Origin of the sequence: Streptomyces sp. NPDC060209, assembly GCF_042728155.1 — a bacterium.
Classification (GTDB): domain Bacteria; phylum Actinomycetota; class Actinomycetes; order Streptomycetales; family Streptomycetaceae; genus Streptomyces.
The window spans coordinates 1-19,069 of record NZ_JBHWZS010000072.1 but is presented as its reverse complement, the minus strand read 5'-3'; the positions used below and the strand labels follow the sequence as shown (position 1 = coordinate 19,069).

Genomic DNA, 19,069 nt, shown 5'->3' with positions numbered 1-19,069 from the left:
CCTGGGTCAGAAGCGGTCCGGGGCACGCTCCGGGAGCGGAGATCCGGGAAGCGCGTCCCGCTTCCGGTCCTTCCGTGCCTCCGCGTTCGAGTCAGCTGTCGCCTCGCAGGTCACGTCCTTCGCCGGGAGCTTGCCGGTGAGCAGGTAGTCGGTGACCGTGCCGTCCGTGCACGCGTTGCCGTTCGGGTAGACGCCATGGCCCTCGCCGCCGAGGACGGTGACCATTTTCGAGCCCTTCAGGTCTGCGTGCATGGCCTGACCGCTGGGCAGCGGGGTCTGCGGGTCCCACTCGTTCTGGACGACCAGGGAGCCGACCCTGTTGTTCACCTTGGTTGCCGGTTCCACGGACTTGTCCCAGAACGCACAGGGCTTGATGCTGGACGCGAAGTCACCGAAGAGCGGGTAGCGGGCCTTGTCCTCGACGGCGTCCTGCCGGTAGCTCTCAGGATCGCGGGACCACGCGGCCGAGTTGTCGCCGCACACCACGGCCCAGAAGCTCGCCGTCCCGTTGTCGGACGGCACATCGGCGGCGGCGCCTGCCGTCCCGGTCCTGTCGGAGCCGGCGGACGCCGCGAGCCTCTTCGCCGAGGCGGGCTCGCCGGCCGCGGCCTTCTTCAGCTCCACGACCCCCTCGGTGGCGTACTCCGGGCTGAAGACCGCCCCGCGCATACCGCTCCGGATGTCATCACCGTTGTTCGGCTGCCCGTCCACCTCGATGGGCTTCTCGTCGGCCTGTGCGACCAGGTCCCAGAAGGTCCGGTCGACCTCCTTCGGGGTGTCACCGAGGCCGTACTCGTCCGAACGCCCGGCGGCCCACTCGGTCCACCGGTCGAACGCGGGCTCGGCGCCCTCCGCCCACCACTGGATCATCCCTCGCCAGGCGCGCGCCGGATCGACCGCGCTGTCCAGCACGAACCGGTCGGCCCGGCCCGGGAAGAGCTGGGTGTAGACGGCGCCCAGGTAGGTGCCGTACGAGTAACCCACGTACGAGATCTTCTTCTCACCGAGGATCGCCCGGATCAGGTCCATGTCTCGCGCGGTGTTGCGCGTGGTGATGTGCGGGAGCTCGTCGCCCGCTTCCTCCTTGCACTTGTTCGCGACGTCCCGCGCCCAGGCGACGTCCTTGTCGAACGTCTCCGCCTTGTACGGCCGCAGTACGTTCTCCTCCTCCGGCTCCAGATCGCAGGAAACCGGGCTGCTCTTCCCCACACCGCGCGGGTCGAAGCCGATGAGGTCGTACTTCTGCTGTGCGGACCCGGGGAGCCTCTCCCGCATCCCCATCGGCATGTAGAGCCCCTGCCCCCCGGGGCCGCCGGGGTTGGAGAACAGGACACCGTGCCGCTTGTCAGGTGCGGTGCTCTTGATCCGGGATATGGCCAAGTCGATCCGCTTGCCTCCGGGAACCCGGTAGTCCAGCGGGACCTTGACCGTGGCGCACTCGAACTCCGCCGGAGAGTCGGCTCCGCATCGCTTCCACTGCGGCTTCTGCTTCACATACCGGTCCAGCGCGCCCTTGGCGGCGGACGAGGAGGCGGCCGACGGGGTGGCGGCCTGCGCGGCGGTGGCCGTCGAGGTGGCGAGCGCGGGAGCCAGCATTGCCGTGACACCGACAGCCAACAGGGGCCCGAGACATCGTCTACGCACGTAATCGTTCCTTCCGGTCACACGTTCGGACAGGAACGATCATTCAGGTGGCGTGCGTCGGGAACATCAGCCCAGCGGCACCAACTCCCCTCCGTCTCGGGAGTGATGAGACAGCCATGCATGATCCCCTGGTCGTAGGGGACGGGAGGGAGCTGCCCCGCTGGAAATCGCCCCGGGCGACGCCGGGGACCTGTTCTGCGACATCCTCCGATTCCGGCGAACCAGCCGAAGGGCCGCCCCCTCGCCTCGAGCCCACCGACTCGCGGATGGACCGCCGCCGCGTGACCACGGACCGCCTCGTCCGGTACCCGCCCCCGCCGGGCGGACGTCTGACGGCTGATCATCTGTCGGCTCACACACCGCCCACGCAGGCGTCGGCAAGTACCCCTAGAGCGAGGCGAGTCGGGCCAGCGTCTGCTCCAGCTCCTCGCGCAGCGTGCGGCCGGCCGCGTCGCCGTCCCCCCGCACGACGGCGTCCACCAGCGAGGCATGGCCGTCGTCGCCGTGGTTGGGATCCCCGGAGCGCAGGTCGAGCAGCGCGAGCATGTCGATCAGTCCCCGGCGCAGAGTGGGGACGAATTCGGTGAACAGCGCCGAGAGCACGGGGTTGTGCGCCGTGGCGACCACGGCGGCGTGCAGGGCGATGTCGGCGTCGACGAACGCGGCGTCACCGGCGTCCGCCGCGGCGCGGCGTCCGGCCAGGGCCGCGGTGAGGCCGGCGAGGTCCTCGTCCGTCCGGCGTCGCGCGGCTAGTCGCGCGGCTTCGACCTCGATGCCGATGCGGACCTCGTAGACGTCGGTGACGGCCGCGCGACGCAACTGCGTGGTCCAGTCCTCATCGGGCTCGGCCGCGATGACGAAGACGCCCGCTCCCTGTCGCGCCCGCACCAGCCCTGCCCCGGCGAGTGCGCGCAGCGCCTCACGGACCGTCGACCGCCCGACGCCGAGGGACGCGGCCAGCGTCGTCTCACCCGGCAGTTTCGTGCCCACGGGCCAGGCGCCGCCGACGATCTGTTCGCGCAGATGCTCGGTGGCCTGCTCGACGAGAGGCGAGGGTCTCAGGGGTCCCAGCGACATGTGTGTTCAACTTCCCCGATGAACTCCTCAGGTTGTCTGAGGAGTTGGTTGCGGCTACTGTACCCGGCATGCCGCAGAACGAGCTCCTTCTCCTCGTCCGCCGCTGCGGGGCCTGACATACGACTGACCGGCCCCCCGCAGCGGGTGTCGGGCTGTGCCGGTCACCTGATGGCCGACCGAAAGCGGTTCTTCCCCGCGATGACTTCCTCCTTCGAGACCACGGCGTTCCCCACCCTGCGCACTCCGTCCGGCGACCTCCCGGCGGACGCACCGGCCTGGAACCCCCAGCGCCCGGGCGCGATGCCCCACCACCGCTACCGCCCCGCCCACGACCGGGTGGCGCTGCCCCTGACCGACCGCACCTGGCCCTCGCGCCGTCTCGAGCGGGCCCCTCTGTGGGTGCCCGTGGACCTGCGGGACGGCAACCAGGCGCTGGCCGAACCGATGGACACCGAGCGCAAGCGCCGCATGTTCGATCTCCTCGTCACCATGGGCTTCAAGGAGATCGAGGTCGGCTACCCGTCCGCCAGCCGGACCGACTTCGACTTCGTGCGCCACCTCGCCGAAAGCGGCGCGGTGCCCGACGACGTGACGATCTCCGTGTTCACGGCGGCCCGCCAGGACCTGATCGACCGGACCGTCGACTCCATCGAGGGGCTCCCCCGCACCGTCGTACACCTCTACACCGCCACCGCGCCCGTGTGGCGGGACGTCGTCCTGGGGCGGTCACGCTCCGAAGTCCACGCGCTGATCAGGGATGCCGCCACCCATCTGATGCGGCGTGCCGGGGAACGGCCGGGCGCGGACATCCGGTTCGAGTTCTCCCCGGAGGTCTTCAACCTCACCGAGCCCGACTTCGTCCTGGACGTCTGCAACGGCCTCACCGAGCTGTGGGAGGCGAGCCCGGACCGGCCGGTGATCCACAACCTGCCGGCCACGGTGGAGATCGCCACCCCAAATGTGTACGCCGACCAGATCGAGTACATGCACCGCCACCTGGCGCACCGCGAGTCCGTGATCCTGTCCGTGCACCCGCACAACGACCGCGGCACCGGGGTCGCCTGCGCCGAACTCGCGGTGCTGGCGGGTGCCCAGCGGGTGGAGGGGTGCCTGTTCGGCAACGGCGAGCGCACGGGGAACGTCGACCTGGTCACCCTGGCCCTCAACCTGTACGCGCAGGGGGTCGACCCGATGATCGACTTCTCGGACATCGACGCGGTGCGCGACGTGGTGGAGCACTGCAACCGGCTCCCCGTCCACCCCCGGCACCCCTACGGCGGCGAGCTCGTGCACACGGCGTTCTCCGGCACCCACCAGGACGCCATCGCCAAGGGAATGGCCCACCACGGCGAACAGGCCGCCGAGTCCGGGGTGAGCTCCGCGGAGGCGCCCTGGGCGGTGCCGTACCTGCCCATCGACCCGGGTGACATCGGCCGTACGTACGAGGAGGTCATCCGCATCAACTCCCAGTCGGGCAAGGGGGGAATCGCCCACCTGCTCCGCACCCACCACGGGCTGGACCTGCCGCAGGCGATGCGCCCGGACTTCTCACAGACGGTGCAGCACGTCACGGACAGCACGGGGAGCGAGCTCTCCCACAAGGAGCTGTGGGACCTCTTCCACGCCACGTACATCGCCCCCGCCACGGACGGCCCGCTCACACTGGAGTCCTGGACCACCTCGGAAACCGGTCCGGGTGCGCACGAGTTCGCGTGTGAGCTGCGCGCCGACGGACGGACACTCTCCTTCCGGGGCACCGGAAACGGTCCGCTGTCGGCACTGACGGACGCCCTGCGTTCGGCCGGTGTCACGGTCGACGTACTCGGCTACGCCGAGCATTCCACCGCCACAGGTCCTGGCAGTCCCGCCGCCGCCTACGCCGAGTGCCGCGTGGACGGGGTCACCCGCTGGGGTGCCGGCTGGGACACCTCGGTCCTGGCCGCCTCCGTCCACGCGGTCATGGCCGCCGTCAACCGGGGCGGAGCGGTGACCCGATGACCGGCACTCCCCCGGTGCTCCGTGTGCACGACGTGGACGTCGTGCGCGACGGGAACCCGATTCTGAGCGAGGTGTCGCTGACCGTGCGGGCCGGCGAGCACTGGGCCCTGCTAGGCGCCAACGGCGCCGGCAAGAGCACACTGCTCAGCCTTCTCGGAGCACTCACGCACCCCACCCGCGGCACGGTCGAAGTCCTGGGACACGTGCTGGGACGGGTCGACCTGCGCCAGTTGCGCACGTACGTCGGCCATGTCGACCCGCGCCATGCGCTGCGCTCACCGCTGAAGGTCAGGGACGTCGTCCTGACGGGCCTGACCAACAGCGTCGAGCCCGTGCCACGGTGGAAGCCGACGGCCGATCAGCTGGCCCTGGCCGACGGTCTCATCGGCCTGCTCGGCCTCGCCGGGCGGCGGGAGGCCCGGTGGCCGACCCTGTCCCAGGGCGAGCGGGGACGCGCCCTGATCGCGCGGGCGCTCATGCCGCGGCCACGGCTGCTGCTCCTCGACGAACCGGCGACGGGGCTGGACGTCGCGGGCCGTGAGCAGCTGATCGAACGGATCGACACCCTTCAGCAGAGCTCGCCGGAGCTCGCGTCGGTCCTGGTCACGCACCATCTGGAGGAGCTTCCTCCCGGCACGACGCATGTGATGCTGCTGCGTGACGGCCGGTGCCTGTCCTCGGGTCCCGCCGACGAGGTGCTGACCAGCGGTCAGATCAGCAAGTGCTTCGACCATCCGGTCCGGCTCAGCCGCTTCGAGGGCAGGTGGAGCGTGCGGACGAGCCGCCGGCCCGGCTGACGGGCGCGGACGGCCTCACCCGTCGGCGTCCGGCGCCCCTTCAGGAGCGCTTGCCGCCCACGGCCGCGCGGGTGAGGCCGTCCAGCCACGCCTGGTGGCCGATGAGCATCGGGTTCGGTGTCTGCCCGGCCAGGTCCGCGGCCGGCCGGCCGATCCGGGACTCCTGGGTGAGGATCCGCACCCGGCTGCCGGATACGGCGTGCTGCCCCGCTCGCTGTGCCGGGAACAGCTGGCCTCGGGCGGACTGGCCCTGCTGCACGACCCGGACGAGCCGCCGCTGAACACGCTGTTCCTCGTCCAGCGACCGGGCACCGAGGGCAACCCGGACGTCGCCCGGGTCCGCGACCGCCTCCAGCTCGCCGCCCGCACCTGGTAGCCGCCTCGGCACGAATGGGACGACAGGGCGGGCGGCGCCTCATCACGTCAACGGCTTCGGCCGCTCCCCTCCTCTCCCCTCCTGTCCGTCACCTCTTCCTGTTCCCGTAGCCCGTCACCTCGGCGATCCACGTGACGAAGTCGGCCGCGTCGGTGTTGGCCCCGTGGCCCTGGTCCCAGTAGTAGAGCGCGTCGACGTCGTCGCCCAACTGCTCCAGGCTCGCCGCGAGGTTGGCGACGACTGTGAGGGAGGTGTCGCTGTCCTTGGTGCCGACGCGGATCCACCAGTGCTTGGCACGGCCGGGGTTGCGCTTCTCGACGATGTGGTACATCGGGTTCATCAGCCGGAGCTTCTCGTCGAGGTCACCGTCCAGCCGCGCGCTGCCGCCCTTCTCGTGCCGCAGGCTGTACAGCGTGAAGTGCCTGGCCTGCGCGGTTCCCGTACCGAACAGGTTGTTCTCGCCGGAGGAGAGGTCGAAGGCGTCGAAGGCCGGCGCGTCCTTCTTTCGCGCCCCGACGTGTCCGAGGAAGCCCTCCCAGGTGAAGGTGGCCTTGCCGCCGGACCAGGTGATGAACGGGTTCGCGGTCAGGTAGGCCGAACGGTCCTTGTCCGAGAGGCCCTTGAGGTAGGTGGTCGCCGACGGCCGGAGGTAGGTCTCCAGGAGGTAGTCGTCGAGGTTGCGCACCGTGAGGCTTCCGAAGCCCTTCACCCGCAGCTTGAGGGAGGCCTGGTAGTCGGCGAACGCGGTGGTCAGCTCCTTGGAGACGGTCCGGTCGACGAGCGCGCCGGTGCTCAGCCCGTTGGCGCCCCAGTTCCACTCGTACGCCATGTCGGCGTGCTCCAGATCGGCGATCGGGCACCAGTCGCCGCTGGCGAACACGGCGTCGCTCGCGTCGGCCACACCGAGCTCCTCGAGGTACTTCGCGTACAGGGGACTGTCGCCGGAGGCGCCGAGGAGAGCGGACAGGGCGCCGCCCGCGCTGGTGCCGGAGGTGACGATCCGGTCGGTGTCGCCCGGTATGCGGCCCTTGTTGAAGCGTACGTACCGCACCGCGGCCTTCAGGTCCACGATCGCGGCCGGAGCCGTGCCGTAGTAGGTGCCGTCCCCGTCGGTGAGGGTGCGGCCGCGCGCCCCGGGCTCCACGACGACGTATCCCGCGGCCAGGGCGAGCTGCGCGTTGCTGACCATCTTGCCGACGCCGTCCAGCTGCCCGTTGCCGCCGGACGGCACCTCGCCGGTCCCACCGTCGGACGCAGGGGCACCGGGAGAGGCACTTGCGCCGCCCCCGCCGGGAGGCATGCCGCCGCCCGTTCCGCCGCCGCCCACGCCGGTCGCCTCCGCCACGGACGAGGGCATGTAGCCGCCCACCGAGTTGGCGAAAAGAATGGGGGCGCCGGAGGCGTTCGACTTCTCGCCGTCGATTTCGACGGGAACGCTGACATTCAGGCTCTGGTATTTCTCGTCCACGGGGTGCGCGACGTAGGTGATGGCCTTGTAGAAGTGGTACGTCACCTCCTTGTCGCCGTCGTCCGTGGTGATGGTCGTCGTCAGCTCGGTGAAGTCGTCCTTGTCGAAGACAAGGGAGTCGGCGGCGCCGGAGGACTTCGATCCCGTCGTGCCCGAGGCGTTCGCACTCAGGGCGAAGCCTCCTGCTGCCGCGATCCCGACTGTCGCACCCACGCCCATGACGACGGTCCTGCGCTTCACTGCCCTGTGCTTCACGATCTCTCCCCTTCGCGGCCGCTCCGGCGAGCGGTGACCTGATCTGACGCTCACGGTGGGGCCGCTCCGACACCGTCGGCACCCTGTCCGCAACCTGCGATGCGAACGTAGGTGACCTGAGAGAAAAGTGTCAACAATCTTGCCGACTTTATTGCCCACTTCATTGTGAACACACAGGAATGACAGGTCCGCCCGCACGGAAACGCCTGGCATTCGAGAGCGGAAAACACTCAGGGAATTCTCAGAATCGGGTCCTCGGAATCGGGTCCCGGAATGGGGTTCTCGCAATCGGGCCGGCGGGGACGGCGCCCGCGGATCAGCCGGCCGACGCGGCGGGCCGGATCTCCCCCGACCGGTCCGGCGCCGCCCCTCCTTGCCCCGGCACCCGGAACGAATTGACGGTGTGCCTGACGAATCGGCGGATGCCCATCGTCGTCCGCTCCCTCGGCCAGACCAGCCGCAGGGGCACGGCCGGTCCGTCCTCCAGGCGAATGCTGACGGTTCCCTCGGGCGCGCCGGCGCCGTCCGACGGCGGGGCGGCGAGCGCGGCCGCCTGCCCGAGCCGGACCACCGCCAGCATCTGCAGACCGTCGCTCACCTGCGGTCCCGGCGCCCCCGGCAGCCCGTCCGGCCAGAAGCCCGGGTCGTTGAGCTGAGCGCCCGGGCCCTGCCAGCCGAGGAGTGGTTCGCCGGCGAGGTCGGCGATCCGCAGGGTCTCCATTCCTGCCAGCCGGTGCCGGGCGCCCACCAGCACGCAGACACTTTCGCGGCGCAGCACCACGCTGTTCAGTCCGTGCCCACGCAGAGGGGCGCGGACGAGAGCGATGTCGGCCTCTCCCGACCGCAGTCGGCCGAGCCGGTCGTCGATCGTGCCGACGGCCATCCGGGCCGGGTGCGGGGGGTCGGTTTCGTTGTACGACCGGATCATCCTGTCCAGCAGCGCCGCGTCGCAGCCGGGGCCGGTCACCGTCACCGAGGCCTGCTGCTCGGCCGCCCGGCGTACTCGCGAGGTCACGTTCCCCGCCTGAGCCAGCAGCGACCTGCCCTCTTCGAGCATCGCGTGACCCGCGGCGGTGAGGGTGACGCCTTTCGGGGTACGCAGCAGCAGGGTGGCGCCGACGGTCTTCTCCAGGGCCAGGATCGCCCGGGAGAGCGCGGGCTGCGTCATCGCCAGGCGTTGTGCGGCGCGGGTGAAATTACCCTCCTCCGCCACGGCGATGAAGTAGTGGACCTGCCGGATCTCCACATCACCCATGCGCACATCCTCCCACCGGAGGCCATGCCGGAGCGGCATCGGGCCATGCCGGAGCGGAACTTCCGTGATCGACTCCGTGCCTGTCTGCTGGAGGCACGGACGAAGGGCGCCCCGCCCACGGACGAAGCATCGAACGGGAGCACAGGATGACCGAGCACGCCCCGAAGGCAGTGGTGACGGCCGGCACCGGCGGCATAGGACTGGAAACGGCCCTCGGACTGGCACGTCAGGGATGGGACGTCGTCCTCGTGGGACGCGACCCGGCCCGAGGAGAGGCGGCGGTGACGCGCATCGACGAGGTCGCCGGGCGCCGCGCCGGACGTTTCGTCCGCGCGGACCTGTCGTCCCTCGCCGGGACCCGGCGGCTGGGAGAGCGGCTCGCCGCCGAAGGCGGCCTGAATCTGCTGGTGAACAACGTGGGTGGCATGTGGACCGAGCGATGGGAGAGCCCGGAGGGCATCGAGGCGAGCATCGCCCTCAACCACCTCTCGCCCTACGTCCTCACCGAGGCACTGCTCGACGCGCTCGCCGCCGCGGCTCCGAGCCGCATCGTGAACGTCACGTCGAGCGCCATCGCCGCGGCGCAGACCGTGTTCGACGACGCCGAACCGCCGGGCCCCCACTACGGCTTGGCCGCCACGGGACGGGCCAAGCTGGCCCATCTCGCGCACACCGTGGAGCTCGCCGGGCGTCTTGAGTCCCGAGGCGTCTCGGTCCTCGCCGCCGACCCCGGCGCCGCCGCGACGGACAACGCGGCGCACATGACCATCGACATCCTGCCTCCGGCACTGCGGCCCCACTGGGAGCAGATCCGGAAAGGCGTCTCGGCTCCCGTCGCGTCAGCCGCGAAGGGCCCCCTGGCCGCCGCCACCGACCCGGCGCTGGAAGGTCGCACCGGCCTGGTCGTCGGACCGCAAGGGGTCCTGGACGACACGCTGCTGGCATTCGTCACCCCTGAAGTCGCCGAGGCCGTGCGCACCTGGACGGCGAAGCTCCTCGCGACGGCGGCCCGTTCGTCCTGACGGGTCGTGAGCACGTCCGGCCGTCACCCGGCCGGACGGGGGGACGGGCTCGGCGGCCGGGCGTCCGGACCCGGGGCCTCGGCCCCCGGCGGACCAGCCTCACCGGTCCGCCGGGGACGAACTACCGGACCAGGCAGGGCCGCTTGGCGTCGAACGTCCAGCCGGGTACGAGGTACTGCATGGCGTCGGCGTCGTCCCGCGCCCCCAGCGCCTCCTTCCGGTAGAGCTCGTGAGCCGCGTGGAGGCGGTCCATGTCGAGCTCGACGCCCAGGCCGGGGGCGTCGGGGACGGCGATCTCACCGTCGGTGATGCGCGGCGGGTCGACGGTGAGCCGCTCCAGGCCCTCCTGCCAGATCCAGTGTGTGTCCAGGGCGTTGTACTCGCCCGGGGCCGCTGCACCGCAGTGCGTGATCATGGCGAGCGAGATGTCGAAGTGGTTGTTGGAGTGGCAGCCCCAGGTCAGACCCATCGAGTTGCACAGCTGGGCCACGCGCACCGACCCCTGCATGGTCCAGAAGTGCGGGTCGGCCAGCGGGATGGACACCGACTGCAGGGCCAGGGCGTGGGTCAGCTGCCGCCAGTCGGTGGCGATCATGTTGGTCGCGGTCGGCAGACCCGTCGCCCGACGGAACTCGGCGAGGACCTCACGCCCCGAGTAGCCGTCCTCCGCCCCGCAGGGGTCCTCCGCGTAGGCGAGGGTGCCCACCAGCGGGGAGCAGAGGTCGATCGCCTCGCGCAGTGACCAGGCACCGTTCGGGTCCAGGGTGATCCGCGCCGCGGGGAAGCGGTCCTTGAGCGCACCTACGGCCTCGACCTCCTCCGCGCCCGCGAGGACTCCGCCCTTGAGCTTGAAGTCCCGGAAGCCGTAGAGGTCGTAGGCGGCCTCGGCCTGGCGGACGATCGCCTCGGGCGTGAGGGCCTCCTCGTGCCGGATGCGGTACCAGTCGACATCGGCGCCGGGTTCGCGGACGTACTCCAGGTCGGTGCGTCCGGGGTCGCCGACGTAGAAGAGGTAACCCAGGACCCGTACGGAGTCCCGCTGCTGACCGTCACCCAGCAGTGCCGCGACCGGCACGTCGAGGTGCTGGCCCAGCAGGTCGAGCAGGGCCGACTCGACGGCCGTGACGGCGTGCACGGTGGTCCGGAGGTCGAAGGTCTGGGCGCCCCGCCCTCCCGAGTCGCGGTCCGCGAACCGGCTCCCGATCTCGCGCAGGACGCGCTTGTAGTCCCCCACCTTCGCGCCGACGACCAGCGACTCGGCATCCCGCAGGGTCCGGGTGATCTTCTCGCCTCCGGGCACCTCCCCCAGTCCCGTACGGCCCTCGGAGTCCTTCAGGACGACGATGTTGCGGGTGAAGAAGGGGCCGTGGGCGCCGGAGAGGTTCAGCTCCATGCAGTCGCGGCCGGCGACGGGATAGACGGCGAAGTGAGTGATGGCCGGCTGATTCATGCTGGTCGGGTTCCTTGGGTGCGAGAGGGGATCGGACAGGGAGCAGGGGGTCAGAGGCCGATGACGTCGAGGGTCCACTCGGCCGCCAGGACGCCGCCGAGGCCGAGTACCGCGAGCACGGTCGTATAGCCGGTGCGGACCTTGATCGCCTGGATGACCGAGAGGTTGAAGTACTCCTTGAACAGCCAGAATCCCGGGTCGTTGACGTGGGAGAAGGCGATCGATCCGCACGAGACGGCGAGCACCATCATCTCGGGGTGGGCACCGCTGCCCGCCAGGAGCGGCAGCACCACGCCGGAAGCGGTGACGACGGCGACCGTCGCGGACCCGAGTGCGATGCGGAGGATGGCGGCGATGAGCCAGGCCAGGATGATCGGCGAGATCGACCAGTGCTCGGTGATGTCCTTGATGTAGTCGGATATCCCGCCTTCGACGAGGACGTTCTTGAAGGCACCGCCCGCGCCGATGACCAGCAGGATCATCGCCATCGCCTGTGCCGCCGAGGCGCAGGAGGCGCTGACGTCGGCCAGGCTGCGGCCGATCCGCGGTCCGAACGCCCAGGCCGCCAGGAGCAGGGCCAGCAGGAGCGCGATGGGTGCCGAGCCGATGAAGGCGATCCCGTGCAGGAACGCGTTGTCGCCGGTGGCGACCATGTCGACCACGGCCGCGCCGGCGATCAGCACCACCGGGAAGAGGGCCACGAACAGCGACCACCCCATGCCGGGCATCTCCTCGTCGGTGAACTCGCGCTCACTGACCAGGCCCTTGGGCATGGAGGGGTTCATCGCCTTGACGAACGGCAGCCGCGGCCACAGGAGCGCGACGAGCGCACCGGCCGGTACGGCGATGAAGAGGCCGTAGAAGAGGGTGTGGCCGACGGAGGCGTGGAAGGTCGCGGCCACGGCGGTGGGGCCGGGGTGCGGCGGCAGGAAGCTGTGCATCGTGGACAGGGAGATCGACATCGGCAGGCCCACCCACAGCAGGTTCACCCCGGTGACCCTGACGAGTGTGAAGGCGATCGGCACGATGATGATGAAGGCGACCTCGTAGAACATGGTCACGCCGATGAGCATGGACGTGACCACCATGGCCAGCTGGACCCCGCGCGGCCCGAAGGCGTCGAGGAGCTTGCCCGCGATCCGCTGGGCCGCTCCGGAGTCGCCCATGACCCGGCCGACCATGGCGCCGAGGCCGATGGTGAGCATGGTGTCGCCGATCTGGTCCCCGATGCCCGCAGAGAGGACGTCCGGGATCTCGATCGCCGGGATCCCCTGGACCAGCGCTACGCCGACGGCCACGAGCAGCAGTGCGGCGAAGCCGTTGAGCTTCATACGGGTCATCAGGAGCAGCAGCACGACAACGCTGATCCCGACTACGACGAGCGGCATGTCAGTTCCCCTTTGAACTGTCGGACTGTCGGGCTGTCGAACCGCCGGCGCACGGCGGCTCCTCGGCCGGAGCCGTCGGCCGGAACGGTTGGGGCACGGCTCAGGCGGTGCGGCGGCGGGTGGCGCCGACCAGGTCCAGCCCGGCGTCGAGGATCTTCTCCAGGTCGGCGAGGTCGGCCGGGCCGGGGTCGACGAGCGGGGCGCGCACGGGGCCGACCGGCAGTCCGCGCAGCCGGGCCGCGGCCTTGACCAGGGACACGGCATAGCCCGGGACCCGGTCGCGCAGCTCGACCAGAGGGACGTAGAAGTCGCGCAGCAGCTTCTGCGTCACCGCGTCCTCGCCGTCCCGCAGAGCGGTGAAGAAGGCGTCGGCGATCTCGGGCGCGAACGCGTGGACGGCCGAGGAGTAGGCGGGGACGCCGACGGTGGCGTACGCGCGCGCCTGGATCTCGGCGGTGGCGGCGCCGTTGAAGAAGAGGAAGCCGTCGGGTGCGGCGAGGGTGAGGCGCTGGAGCCGGTCGAGGTCGCTGTGCCCGTCCTTGAGGCCGACGACCGTGGGGATCTCGGCGATCCGGCGCGCGCTCTCGGCGGTGAAGGTGACCTGGCCCCGCTGGTAGGCGATCAGGGGCAGCCGTGTCCCGGCGGCGATCCGGCTCAGCTGTTCGACGAGACCGTCCTGCGGGGCCGCCACGAGGTAGTGGGGCATGACCAGCAGGGCGTCGGCTCCGGCCTCCTCCGCGATGCGGGCGAAGCGCAGCGCCTGCGCCCAGCCGTAGCCGATACCCGCCACCACGGGCAGCCGTCCGTCGGCGACCTCGACGGCGGCCCGGACGACCGCGCGGTACTCGTCCTCGTCGAGCGCGCTGAACTCGCCGGTCCCGCAGGCCGGGAACACCGCGCCGGGCGCGGTGGCCACCTGGGCGGTCAGATACGCCCGGTACGACTCCAGGTCGAGGCCGCCGTCCTCCCGGAAGCTGGTGAGGGGGAACGACAGCACCCCGCCCGCCATGCCGTCCCGCAGCCGCTGAACGACGCCTTCGGTGTCCGCACTGAACCGCTCCACAAATCTCATCCCTATATGCAGATGGCGTACATGTATGAGAACGGAGGTTAGGCGGGTGAACGCAGCGCGGTCAATGGGTGCGACAGCGCGGATTTAAGATGTGGACATGCCGGAGAACAGCGGGGTCCGTGGGGTGAAGTCGGCGTCCCGTACCGTCGCGCTGCTCGAACTCCTCGCCGCTCGCGGCGACCGGCCGGCACGCCTGGACGAACTCGCCGAGGAGCTGGGAGTACCGCGCAGCAGCATGTACCAGCTGCTGCGGACCCTCATCGACTGCGGCTGGGTGCGCACCGACACGACCGGATCCCTTTACGGCATCGGCATCCGCGCCCTGCACACGGGGACGAGCTACCTGGACAGCGACCCGCATGTGCGCGCGGCCCGTCCCTACCTCGACGAGGCCTCCGACGCACTCGGCGAGACGATCCACCTGGCCCGGCTCGACGGCCCCAACGTCGTGTATCTCGCGACGCGCGAGTCCCATGAGTACCTGCGCACCATCAGTCGGGTCGGCCGCCGTATCCCGGCCCACGCCGGAGCGCTCGGCAAGGCTCTGCTCGCCGAGCGCCCGGATGACCGACTTCCGCTCCCCGAGGGGCCTCTGGCGCCCCGTACGGAGAACACGCACACCGAACACGCCACGCTCCTGGCCGATCTCGCCGGTGTGCGCGAGCGCGGCTACTCGATCGACCGCGAGGAGACGGTGACGGGCATCGCGGGCTTCGGCTTCGCCCTGCGGTACGGCTCACCGGCCATCGACGCCATCAGCTGCTCGGTGCCGGTGGCGCGGCTGAGCGAAGAGCACGAGGCCCGGGTCGTGGCGGTCATGCGGGAGATCCGGACGAAGATCGAGAGTGTCCTGTCCCCCGCGTCCGGCGCCCCCGACTGGCGCTGATCCGCCCCGCGTTCGAAACGGAGCGGATCAGCGCCTCCCACCCCCTGTGTCTTTCGCCGGGTCAGCGGCGAGGCACGTCGAGGGCGTTCAGCAGCCGGTCGACGTCGTCGTCGCACGTGTAGGGCGCGAGACCGACCCGTACGCCGCCTTCCTCGCCCAGTCCGAGCCGGCGGGACGCCTCCAACGCGTAGAAGGATCCGGCCGGTGCGTCCACACCGCGTTCGGCAAGGTGCCGGGAGACGTCTCCCGGACTCCTGTCCGCCACGGTGAACAGCGTGGTCGGGGTGCGCCGTGCCGCACGGGAATGCACCGTGACGCCGTCCAGCGTCGCCAGGCCCTCCTCGATGCGGCCGCGCAGCCGGTCCTCGTGCGAGGCGAGCGCCGTGAACGCATGGCCCAGACGTTCCCGCCGGCTGCCTGCGCCGGGTGCGAGGCCGGCGAGGAAGTCCACGGCCGCCGTCGCGCCCGCCAGCAGTTCGTAGGGCAGCGTGCCCAGTTCGAAACGCTCGGGCACCGCGTCGCTGGAGGGCAGCAGTTTGTCCGGCCGCAGGCTGTGGAGCAGCTCCCGCCGGCCGGTCAGCACGCCCAGATGCGGTCCGAGGAATTTGTACGGCGAACAGACCAGGGTGTCCGCGCCGAGGGCGGCCAGGTCGACCGTGGCGTGCGAGGCGTAGTGCACCGCGTCGACGTGGAAGAGCGCGCCGACCCGGTGCACCTGCTCCGCGAGGGCCGGGATGTCGGGGCAGGTGCCGATGAGGTTGGAGGCTGCGGTGACGGCCACGAGCCGGGTGCGACCGGACAGCACGGCCTCGACGTGCCCGGCACCGAGCTCACCCGTCGCGGGGTCGAAATCGGCCCACCTGACCGTCGCCCCCACGGCCTCGGCGGCCTGCACCCAGGGCCGTATGTTGGAGTCGTGGTCCAGCCGGGACACCACTACTTCGTCCCCAGGGCCCCAGCCCTTGGCCAGGGTGCGCGCCAGATCGTAGACGAGCTGCGTGGCGCTGCGTCCGAACACCACCGACTCGGGCTCCGAGCCGAGCAGATCGGCCAGGGCCCGCCGCGCACCGATGACGATCGCCTCCGCGTTGCGCCCGCCCTCGGTGAGCACTCCGCGGTTCGCCAGTGGACGGGTCAGAGCCCCGGTGATCGCGTCGATGACCTGCTGGGGCGTCTGGGTGCCGCCCGGCGCGTCGAAGCGGGCGGTTCCCGCCTTCAACGCCGGGAAGCAGGAACGGATCGCCTGCACGTCGAGGGTGTGGCCGGTGTCGCTGCTCAAGGGGTACTCCGGGAGGGGGAGGGGCGGGTGGCTGGAGCGGTACGGGTCAGCCGACGCGCTCCTTCGCCCGGGGCGGCAGGTGGCTGACCCGGCTCGGGCGCACACCGATCCGCACCAGGGACTCGAGGGTCATGATGGCAGCACCTGCCGGATCGACGACCGGGGCGAAGGGGCCGTCCCTGGCGAGCCGTTTTCGCAGCGCGCCAGGTGCGCGAGCTCCGCGGGGCGTCACCGCGGGCGTCAGAACGGATAGCGCTCGATGTGTGCCTGAGCGGTGATCCACTGCACCTCGGAGAAGGTGTCGAGGCTCGCCCTGCCGCCGAACCGGCCCCCGGTGCCGGATGCCTTGCTGCCACCGAACGGGGCCACCGCCTCGTCGTCCACCGTCTGGTCGTTGATGTGCACGGCGCCCGACTCGATCCGGTCGGCGAGTTCCCAGGCGGCGAAGGCGTTCCCCGTGAGGATCGACACGGACAGCCCGTACTCGGAGGAGTTGATGATGTCGATGGCCTCGTCGACGGTCTCGTACGCGACGACGGGAGCGACCGGGCCGAACACCTCCTCGGCGAACGCCGGGGAGTCCAGCGGGACGCCGGTCAGGACGGTGGGCCGGTAGTAAAGGCCCTCGTAGGTTCCGCCCGCGGCGAGTTCGGCGCCCTGCTCGACGGTGCGCGTGACGATCGAGTGGATCCTGTCGCGCTGCCGCTCGTCGATGACCGGGCCGAGGGCGTTGGCCGGGTCCGTGGGGTCGCCGACGGGAATGCCCTTCGCCTTCTCGGCGAGCCTGGCGGCGTACTCGGCGGCCTGGGAGGCGTGCACCAGGTGGCGCCCGGTGGTCATGCAGATCTGCCCCTGGTGCAGGAAGGACCCCCAGGCGCCCGCCGAGGCCGCGGCATCCAGGTCGGCGTCCGGCAGGACCAGGAGGGCGTTGTTGCCGCCCAGTTCCAGGTGGACCTTCTTGAGCAGAGGGGCGGCGGCCGTGCCGATGGCGCGGCCCGCCGGGGTGGAGCCGGTGAAGGAGATGCAGGGCACGTCCGGGTGCGCGACCAGTGCCTCGCCGACGTCGGCTCCGCCCGGCAGGACGTGCAGCAGGCCTTCGGGCAGTCCGGCGTCGGCCAGCAGTTCGGCGAGAGCAAGGCCGCCGGACACCGGCGTGCGCGGATCGGGCTTGAGGACCACCGCGTTGCCGGCGGCCAGCGCCGGGGCCACCGAACGCAGGGCGAGGATGGCCGGGAAGTTGAACGGGCTGATGACACCCACGACACCCAGCGGGACGCGGCGCACGGCGGAGAGGCGGGACTTGGTGCTCCGCAGCAGCTCGCCGTAGGGCTCCGAGGTCAGTGCGGCGGCCTCGTCGAGCTCCGCGACGAGCAGACCGACCTCGAACCGTGCCTTGCCCTGCCCGGAGCCGGATTCCGGGACGAGCCACCGCACGATGCGGTCCGGGTCCGCGGCCAGCAGGGCGGAGGCCTTGATGAAGACCTGGGCCCGCTCGGCGTAGCTGAGCCTCGCCCAGGCGCGCTGCGCCGTCCTCGCCGACGCGACGGAGGTGTCGACGTCCCCGGGGGTGGCCGCGCCCACGGTCGCGACGACCTCGCCGGTGGCGGGGGCGGTGACCTCGATGGTGCCGCCGCCCGCGGCACGCCAGGAGCCGTCGAAGATCTTCGCGGACCAGATCGGCCCGGACACCGTGGGGGCGGAGTCTGTGCTGGTCATGATGGGCTCCTGTCCATGAGTCGGGATCGGGTCGGCCGGTGGGGGGTACGGTCGACCCGGCCCGCCGATTCCACCACAGGGCTCCCGCGCGCCGATGCCCCCGGGGGGAGCCGGGACGGGCGGCGCTGACCCCGACGCCCCGGCGCCTCACGGCCCGGAGCACCGGACCGGCGCAGTTGGCCCCGAGCCCCGCCGAGGCGGTCGTCGGCCGCCGTCAGACGCTTCCCAGCAGCCCACCGAGCAGCCCGCCCAGCAGATCGCCGAGCGGCCCTTCCGGCGGAGCGGTGCCCTCGGCCTCCCCTCCCTGGGTGTCGTCACCACCGGCGGTCGCGCCCCCTCCTCCGGAACCGTTTCCGTCCTCGGGAGCGGGAGAGGAGGGCTCATCCGTGGATCCTTCCCCGCTCTGCGCGCTCCCGCCGGATGTACCGGACGCCGGGGCAGAGGACCGGGGCCCGGAGGTGGGCACAACGGTCCGCGCGACCACTTCGGGGATGCCGACGGGATCGCTGGACGCCTCGAGGGGGCGCGCCGCGGAGACCCGCGCGGGCGCAGACCGGGCCGACGCATCGAATGCGACCGGACCGGATGCCACCGGACGGGGCGTCTCGGGCTTGGATCCGGCCGCTGCGGCCGCCCGGTCTCCGTCCTGACTCCGGGTCGACTGCTCTCCCGCCTCTCGTTCCAGGCCCATCGCCCGGGGCAGTTGCAGATAGGGGGCGCCGGAATCGCCTCCGACCAGCGCAGCGGCCACAGTCGTGGCGTAGCAGGCGCAGCAGAGCGCCGTGATGACCCCTGTACGTCGCCAGGTTCGGCTGCGTTTCCCGGTGGCGTCGACGAAGACCGGCCGAGGGGGTGGCGCGACACTGTCGGAGTCCGAGCCGTCACCGGCTGCCGGAACAACGGGCAATACGCCGTTCACGGCCGAGCCCTCGGCCGTTTTCGGGTCACCGTCGCTTCGGGTGCGCCTGCTCCCGTGGCCGTCCGCTTCCTCGGCCAGGGTGCCGTCATCCCGTACGTCGTTCACTGTCGCGCCGCGTATGCCCATGTGCGTCTCCCCCTCTGCATGCCCCGGTCGCTTGTCGACGGGGCTCACCCCTTGCCAGGCCCCGGGCCACGCGTGTTCCGAAGAAGGCCGGCAACCTCGCCTGCCCCACTGGCTCCCCCATTGATTCGGATCCGAAGGGCCTACGGATTGCTCCGCCGGGCGACGAGCCGGAACTGGTCGTTCTGTGGCCGGATCCGGAGCGGTGCGACCCCCTCGAAGCCGTGGCCGACGGCGGCAGGCGTGTCAGGGGATCAGGGAACGGGCGCCGGACGGCGAGGGCCGGGAGGAGCCGTGCCGCCGGGGGTAGCCCTCAGGCACACGGAATCGGGGGCCGTCGCAGT

At 71.2% G+C, this 19,069-nt stretch carries 17 protein-coding genes; 5 read left to right on the top strand and 12 right to left on the bottom strand.

All coding sequences use genetic code 11. From position 1 onward, the window contains the following. Positions 1–6: 6 nt before the first annotated feature. Both ACFWFI_RS16290 and ACFWFI_RS16285 read right to left on the bottom strand, forming a co-directional pair. Positions 7–1,644, bottom strand: a complete 1,638-nt coding sequence (locus tag ACFWFI_RS16290) for an alpha/beta hydrolase (RefSeq protein WP_387390093.1) — start codon at positions 1,642–1,644, stop codon at positions 7–9. Positions 1,645–2,031: 387 nt separating this feature from the next. Continuing rightward, the gene (locus ACFWFI_RS16285; RefSeq protein WP_387390090.1) at positions 2,032–2,721 is read right to left on the bottom strand and encodes a FadR/GntR family transcriptional regulator; all 690 of its coding nucleotides are present in this window, start codon (positions 2,719–2,721) and stop codon (positions 2,032–2,034) included. A 168-nt stretch (positions 2,722–2,889) separates the two neighbouring features. Between ACFWFI_RS16285 and leuA the strand changes: the two genes are divergently transcribed. Both leuA and ACFWFI_RS16275 read left to right on the top strand, forming a co-directional pair. Next, entirely contained in the window at positions 2,890–4,719 is a 1,830-nt protein-coding gene (leuA, locus tag ACFWFI_RS16280; RefSeq protein WP_387390087.1) for a 2-isopropylmalate synthase, read from the top strand. Next, complete coding sequence (locus tag ACFWFI_RS16275) at positions 4,716–5,516, top strand: ABC transporter ATP-binding protein (protein WP_387390084.1); 801 nt, start codon at positions 4,716–4,718, stop codon at positions 5,514–5,516. The genes leuA and ACFWFI_RS16275 overlap by 4 nt, the downstream gene beginning before the upstream one ends. 40 nt (positions 5,517–5,556) lie before the next feature. Here the strand turns inward: ACFWFI_RS16275 and ACFWFI_RS16270 are convergent, their stop codons facing one another. Continuing rightward, entirely contained in the window at positions 5,557–5,697 is a 141-nt protein-coding gene (locus tag ACFWFI_RS16270; RefSeq protein WP_387390081.1) for a hypothetical protein, read from the bottom strand. Between the two features lie 18 nt (positions 5,698–5,715). Between ACFWFI_RS16270 and ACFWFI_RS16265 the strand changes: the two genes are divergently transcribed. Continuing rightward, positions 5,716–5,892, top strand: a complete 177-nt coding sequence (locus ACFWFI_RS16265) for a hypothetical protein (RefSeq protein ID WP_387390078.1) — start codon at positions 5,716–5,718, stop codon at positions 5,890–5,892. A gap of 88 nt (positions 5,893–5,980) precedes the next feature. Here the strand turns inward: ACFWFI_RS16265 and ACFWFI_RS16260 are convergent, their stop codons facing one another. Next, positions 5,981–7,579, bottom strand: coding sequence for a subtype B tannase (locus tag ACFWFI_RS16260; RefSeq protein ID WP_387390135.1), 1,599 nt, complete (start codon positions 7,577–7,579; stop codon positions 5,981–5,983). A 352-nt stretch (positions 7,580–7,931) separates the two neighbouring features. Then, on the bottom strand, positions 7,932–8,870 hold the full coding sequence (locus tag ACFWFI_RS16255) for a LysR family transcriptional regulator (protein WP_387390075.1): 939 nt from the start codon (positions 8,868–8,870) through the stop codon (positions 7,932–7,934). 146 nt (positions 8,871–9,016) lie between these two features. Here ACFWFI_RS16255 and ACFWFI_RS16250 point away from each other — a divergent pair, with 146 nt between their 5' ends. Beyond that, positions 9,017–9,892 carry an SDR family NAD(P)-dependent oxidoreductase gene (locus tag ACFWFI_RS16250; protein WP_387390072.1) on the top strand — a complete coding sequence of 292 codons (876 nt, stop codon included), beginning with the start codon at positions 9,017–9,019 and terminating at the stop codon, positions 9,890–9,892. A 121-nt stretch (positions 9,893–10,013) separates the two neighbouring features. Here ACFWFI_RS16250 and ACFWFI_RS16245 read toward each other — a convergent pair whose 3' ends face one another. The 3 genes from ACFWFI_RS16245 to ACFWFI_RS16235 form a co-directional block, all read right to left on the bottom strand. Continuing rightward, on the bottom strand, positions 10,014–11,342 hold the full coding sequence (locus tag ACFWFI_RS16245) for an enolase C-terminal domain-like protein (protein ID WP_387390069.1): 1,329 nt from the start codon (positions 11,340–11,342) through the stop codon (positions 10,014–10,016). A gap of 50 nt (positions 11,343–11,392) precedes the next feature. Further along, a complete protein-coding gene (locus tag ACFWFI_RS16240) occupies positions 11,393–12,730 on the bottom strand; it encodes a gluconate:H+ symporter (protein WP_387390066.1) in 1,338 nt (445 codons plus the stop codon). Positions 12,731–12,830: 100 nt separating this feature from the next. Then, positions 12,831–13,739, bottom strand: a complete 909-nt coding sequence (locus ACFWFI_RS16235; protein ID WP_387390132.1) for a 5-dehydro-4-deoxyglucarate dehydratase — start codon at positions 13,737–13,739, stop codon at positions 12,831–12,833. Positions 13,740–13,899: 160 nt separating this feature from the next. Between ACFWFI_RS16235 and ACFWFI_RS16230 the strand changes: the two genes are divergently transcribed. Next, positions 13,900–14,688 carry an IclR family transcriptional regulator gene (locus ACFWFI_RS16230; protein WP_387390063.1) on the top strand — a complete coding sequence of 263 codons (789 nt, stop codon included), beginning with the start codon at positions 13,900–13,902 and terminating at the stop codon, positions 14,686–14,688. 61 nt (positions 14,689–14,749) lie between these two features. Here ACFWFI_RS16230 and ACFWFI_RS16225 read toward each other — a convergent pair whose 3' ends face one another. From ACFWFI_RS16225 to ACFWFI_RS16210, 4 genes are all read right to left on the bottom strand, one after another. After that, complete coding sequence (locus ACFWFI_RS16225) at positions 14,750–15,967, bottom strand: cysteine desulfurase-like protein (protein ID WP_387390060.1); 1,218 nt, start codon at positions 15,965–15,967, stop codon at positions 14,750–14,752. Positions 15,968–16,013: 46 nt separating this feature from the next. Next, the gene (locus tag ACFWFI_RS16220) at positions 16,014–16,199 is read right to left on the bottom strand and encodes a hypothetical protein (protein ID WP_387390058.1); all 186 of its coding nucleotides are present in this window, start codon (positions 16,197–16,199) and stop codon (positions 16,014–16,016) included. An 8-nt stretch (positions 16,200–16,207) separates the two neighbouring features. Further along, a complete protein-coding gene (locus ACFWFI_RS16215) occupies positions 16,208–17,683 on the bottom strand; it encodes an aldehyde dehydrogenase family protein (protein WP_387390056.1) in 1,476 nt (491 codons plus the stop codon). Between the two features lie 214 nt (positions 17,684–17,897). Next, positions 17,898–18,728, bottom strand: coding sequence for a hypothetical protein (locus tag ACFWFI_RS16210; protein WP_387390054.1), 831 nt, complete (start codon positions 18,726–18,728; stop codon positions 17,898–17,900). Positions 18,729–19,069 lie beyond the last annotated feature (341 nt).

What these genes read in the sequence shown, in the direction of transcription:
- ACFWFI_RS16285 (WP_387390090.1), bottom strand. Translation starts at nt 2,721, where the DNA reads ATGTCGCTGGGACCCCTGAGACCCTCGCCTCTCGTCGAGCAGGCCACC.
- leuA (WP_387390087.1), top strand. Translation starts at nt 2,890, where the DNA reads ATGGCCGACCGAAAGCGGTTCTTCCCCGCGATGACTTCCTCCTTCGAG.
- ACFWFI_RS16275 (WP_387390084.1), top strand. Translation starts at nt 4,716, where the DNA reads ATGACCGGCACTCCCCCGGTGCTCCGTGTGCACGACGTGGACGTCGTG.
- ACFWFI_RS16260 (WP_387390135.1), bottom strand. Translation starts at nt 7,579, where the DNA reads ATGGGCGTGGGTGCGACAGTCGGGATCGCGGCAGCAGGAGGCTTCGCC.
- ACFWFI_RS16255 (WP_387390075.1), bottom strand. Translation starts at nt 8,870, where the DNA reads ATGGGTGATGTGGAGATCCGGCAGGTCCACTACTTCATCGCCGTGGCG.
- ACFWFI_RS16250 (WP_387390072.1), top strand. Translation starts at nt 9,017, where the DNA reads ATGACCGAGCACGCCCCGAAGGCAGTGGTGACGGCCGGCACCGGCGGC.
- ACFWFI_RS16245 (WP_387390069.1), bottom strand. Translation starts at nt 11,342, where the DNA reads ATGAATCAGCCGGCCATCACTCACTTCGCCGTCTATCCCGTCGCCGGC.
- ACFWFI_RS16240 (WP_387390066.1), bottom strand. Translation starts at nt 12,730, where the DNA reads ATGCCGCTCGTCGTAGTCGGGATCAGCGTTGTCGTGCTGCTGCTCCTG.
- ACFWFI_RS16235 (WP_387390132.1), bottom strand. Translation starts at nt 13,739, where the DNA reads ATGGCGGGCGGGGTGCTGTCGTTCCCCCTCACCAGCTTCCGGGAGGAC.
- ACFWFI_RS16230 (WP_387390063.1), top strand. Translation starts at nt 13,900, where the DNA reads ATGCCGGAGAACAGCGGGGTCCGTGGGGTGAAGTCGGCGTCCCGTACC.
- ACFWFI_RS16215 (WP_387390056.1), bottom strand. Translation starts at nt 17,683, where the DNA reads ATGACCAGCACAGACTCCGCCCCCACGGTGTCCGGGCCGATCTGGTCC.
- ACFWFI_RS16210 (WP_387390054.1), bottom strand. Translation starts at nt 18,728, where the DNA reads ATGGGCATACGCGGCGCGACAGTGAACGACGTACGGGATGACGGCACC.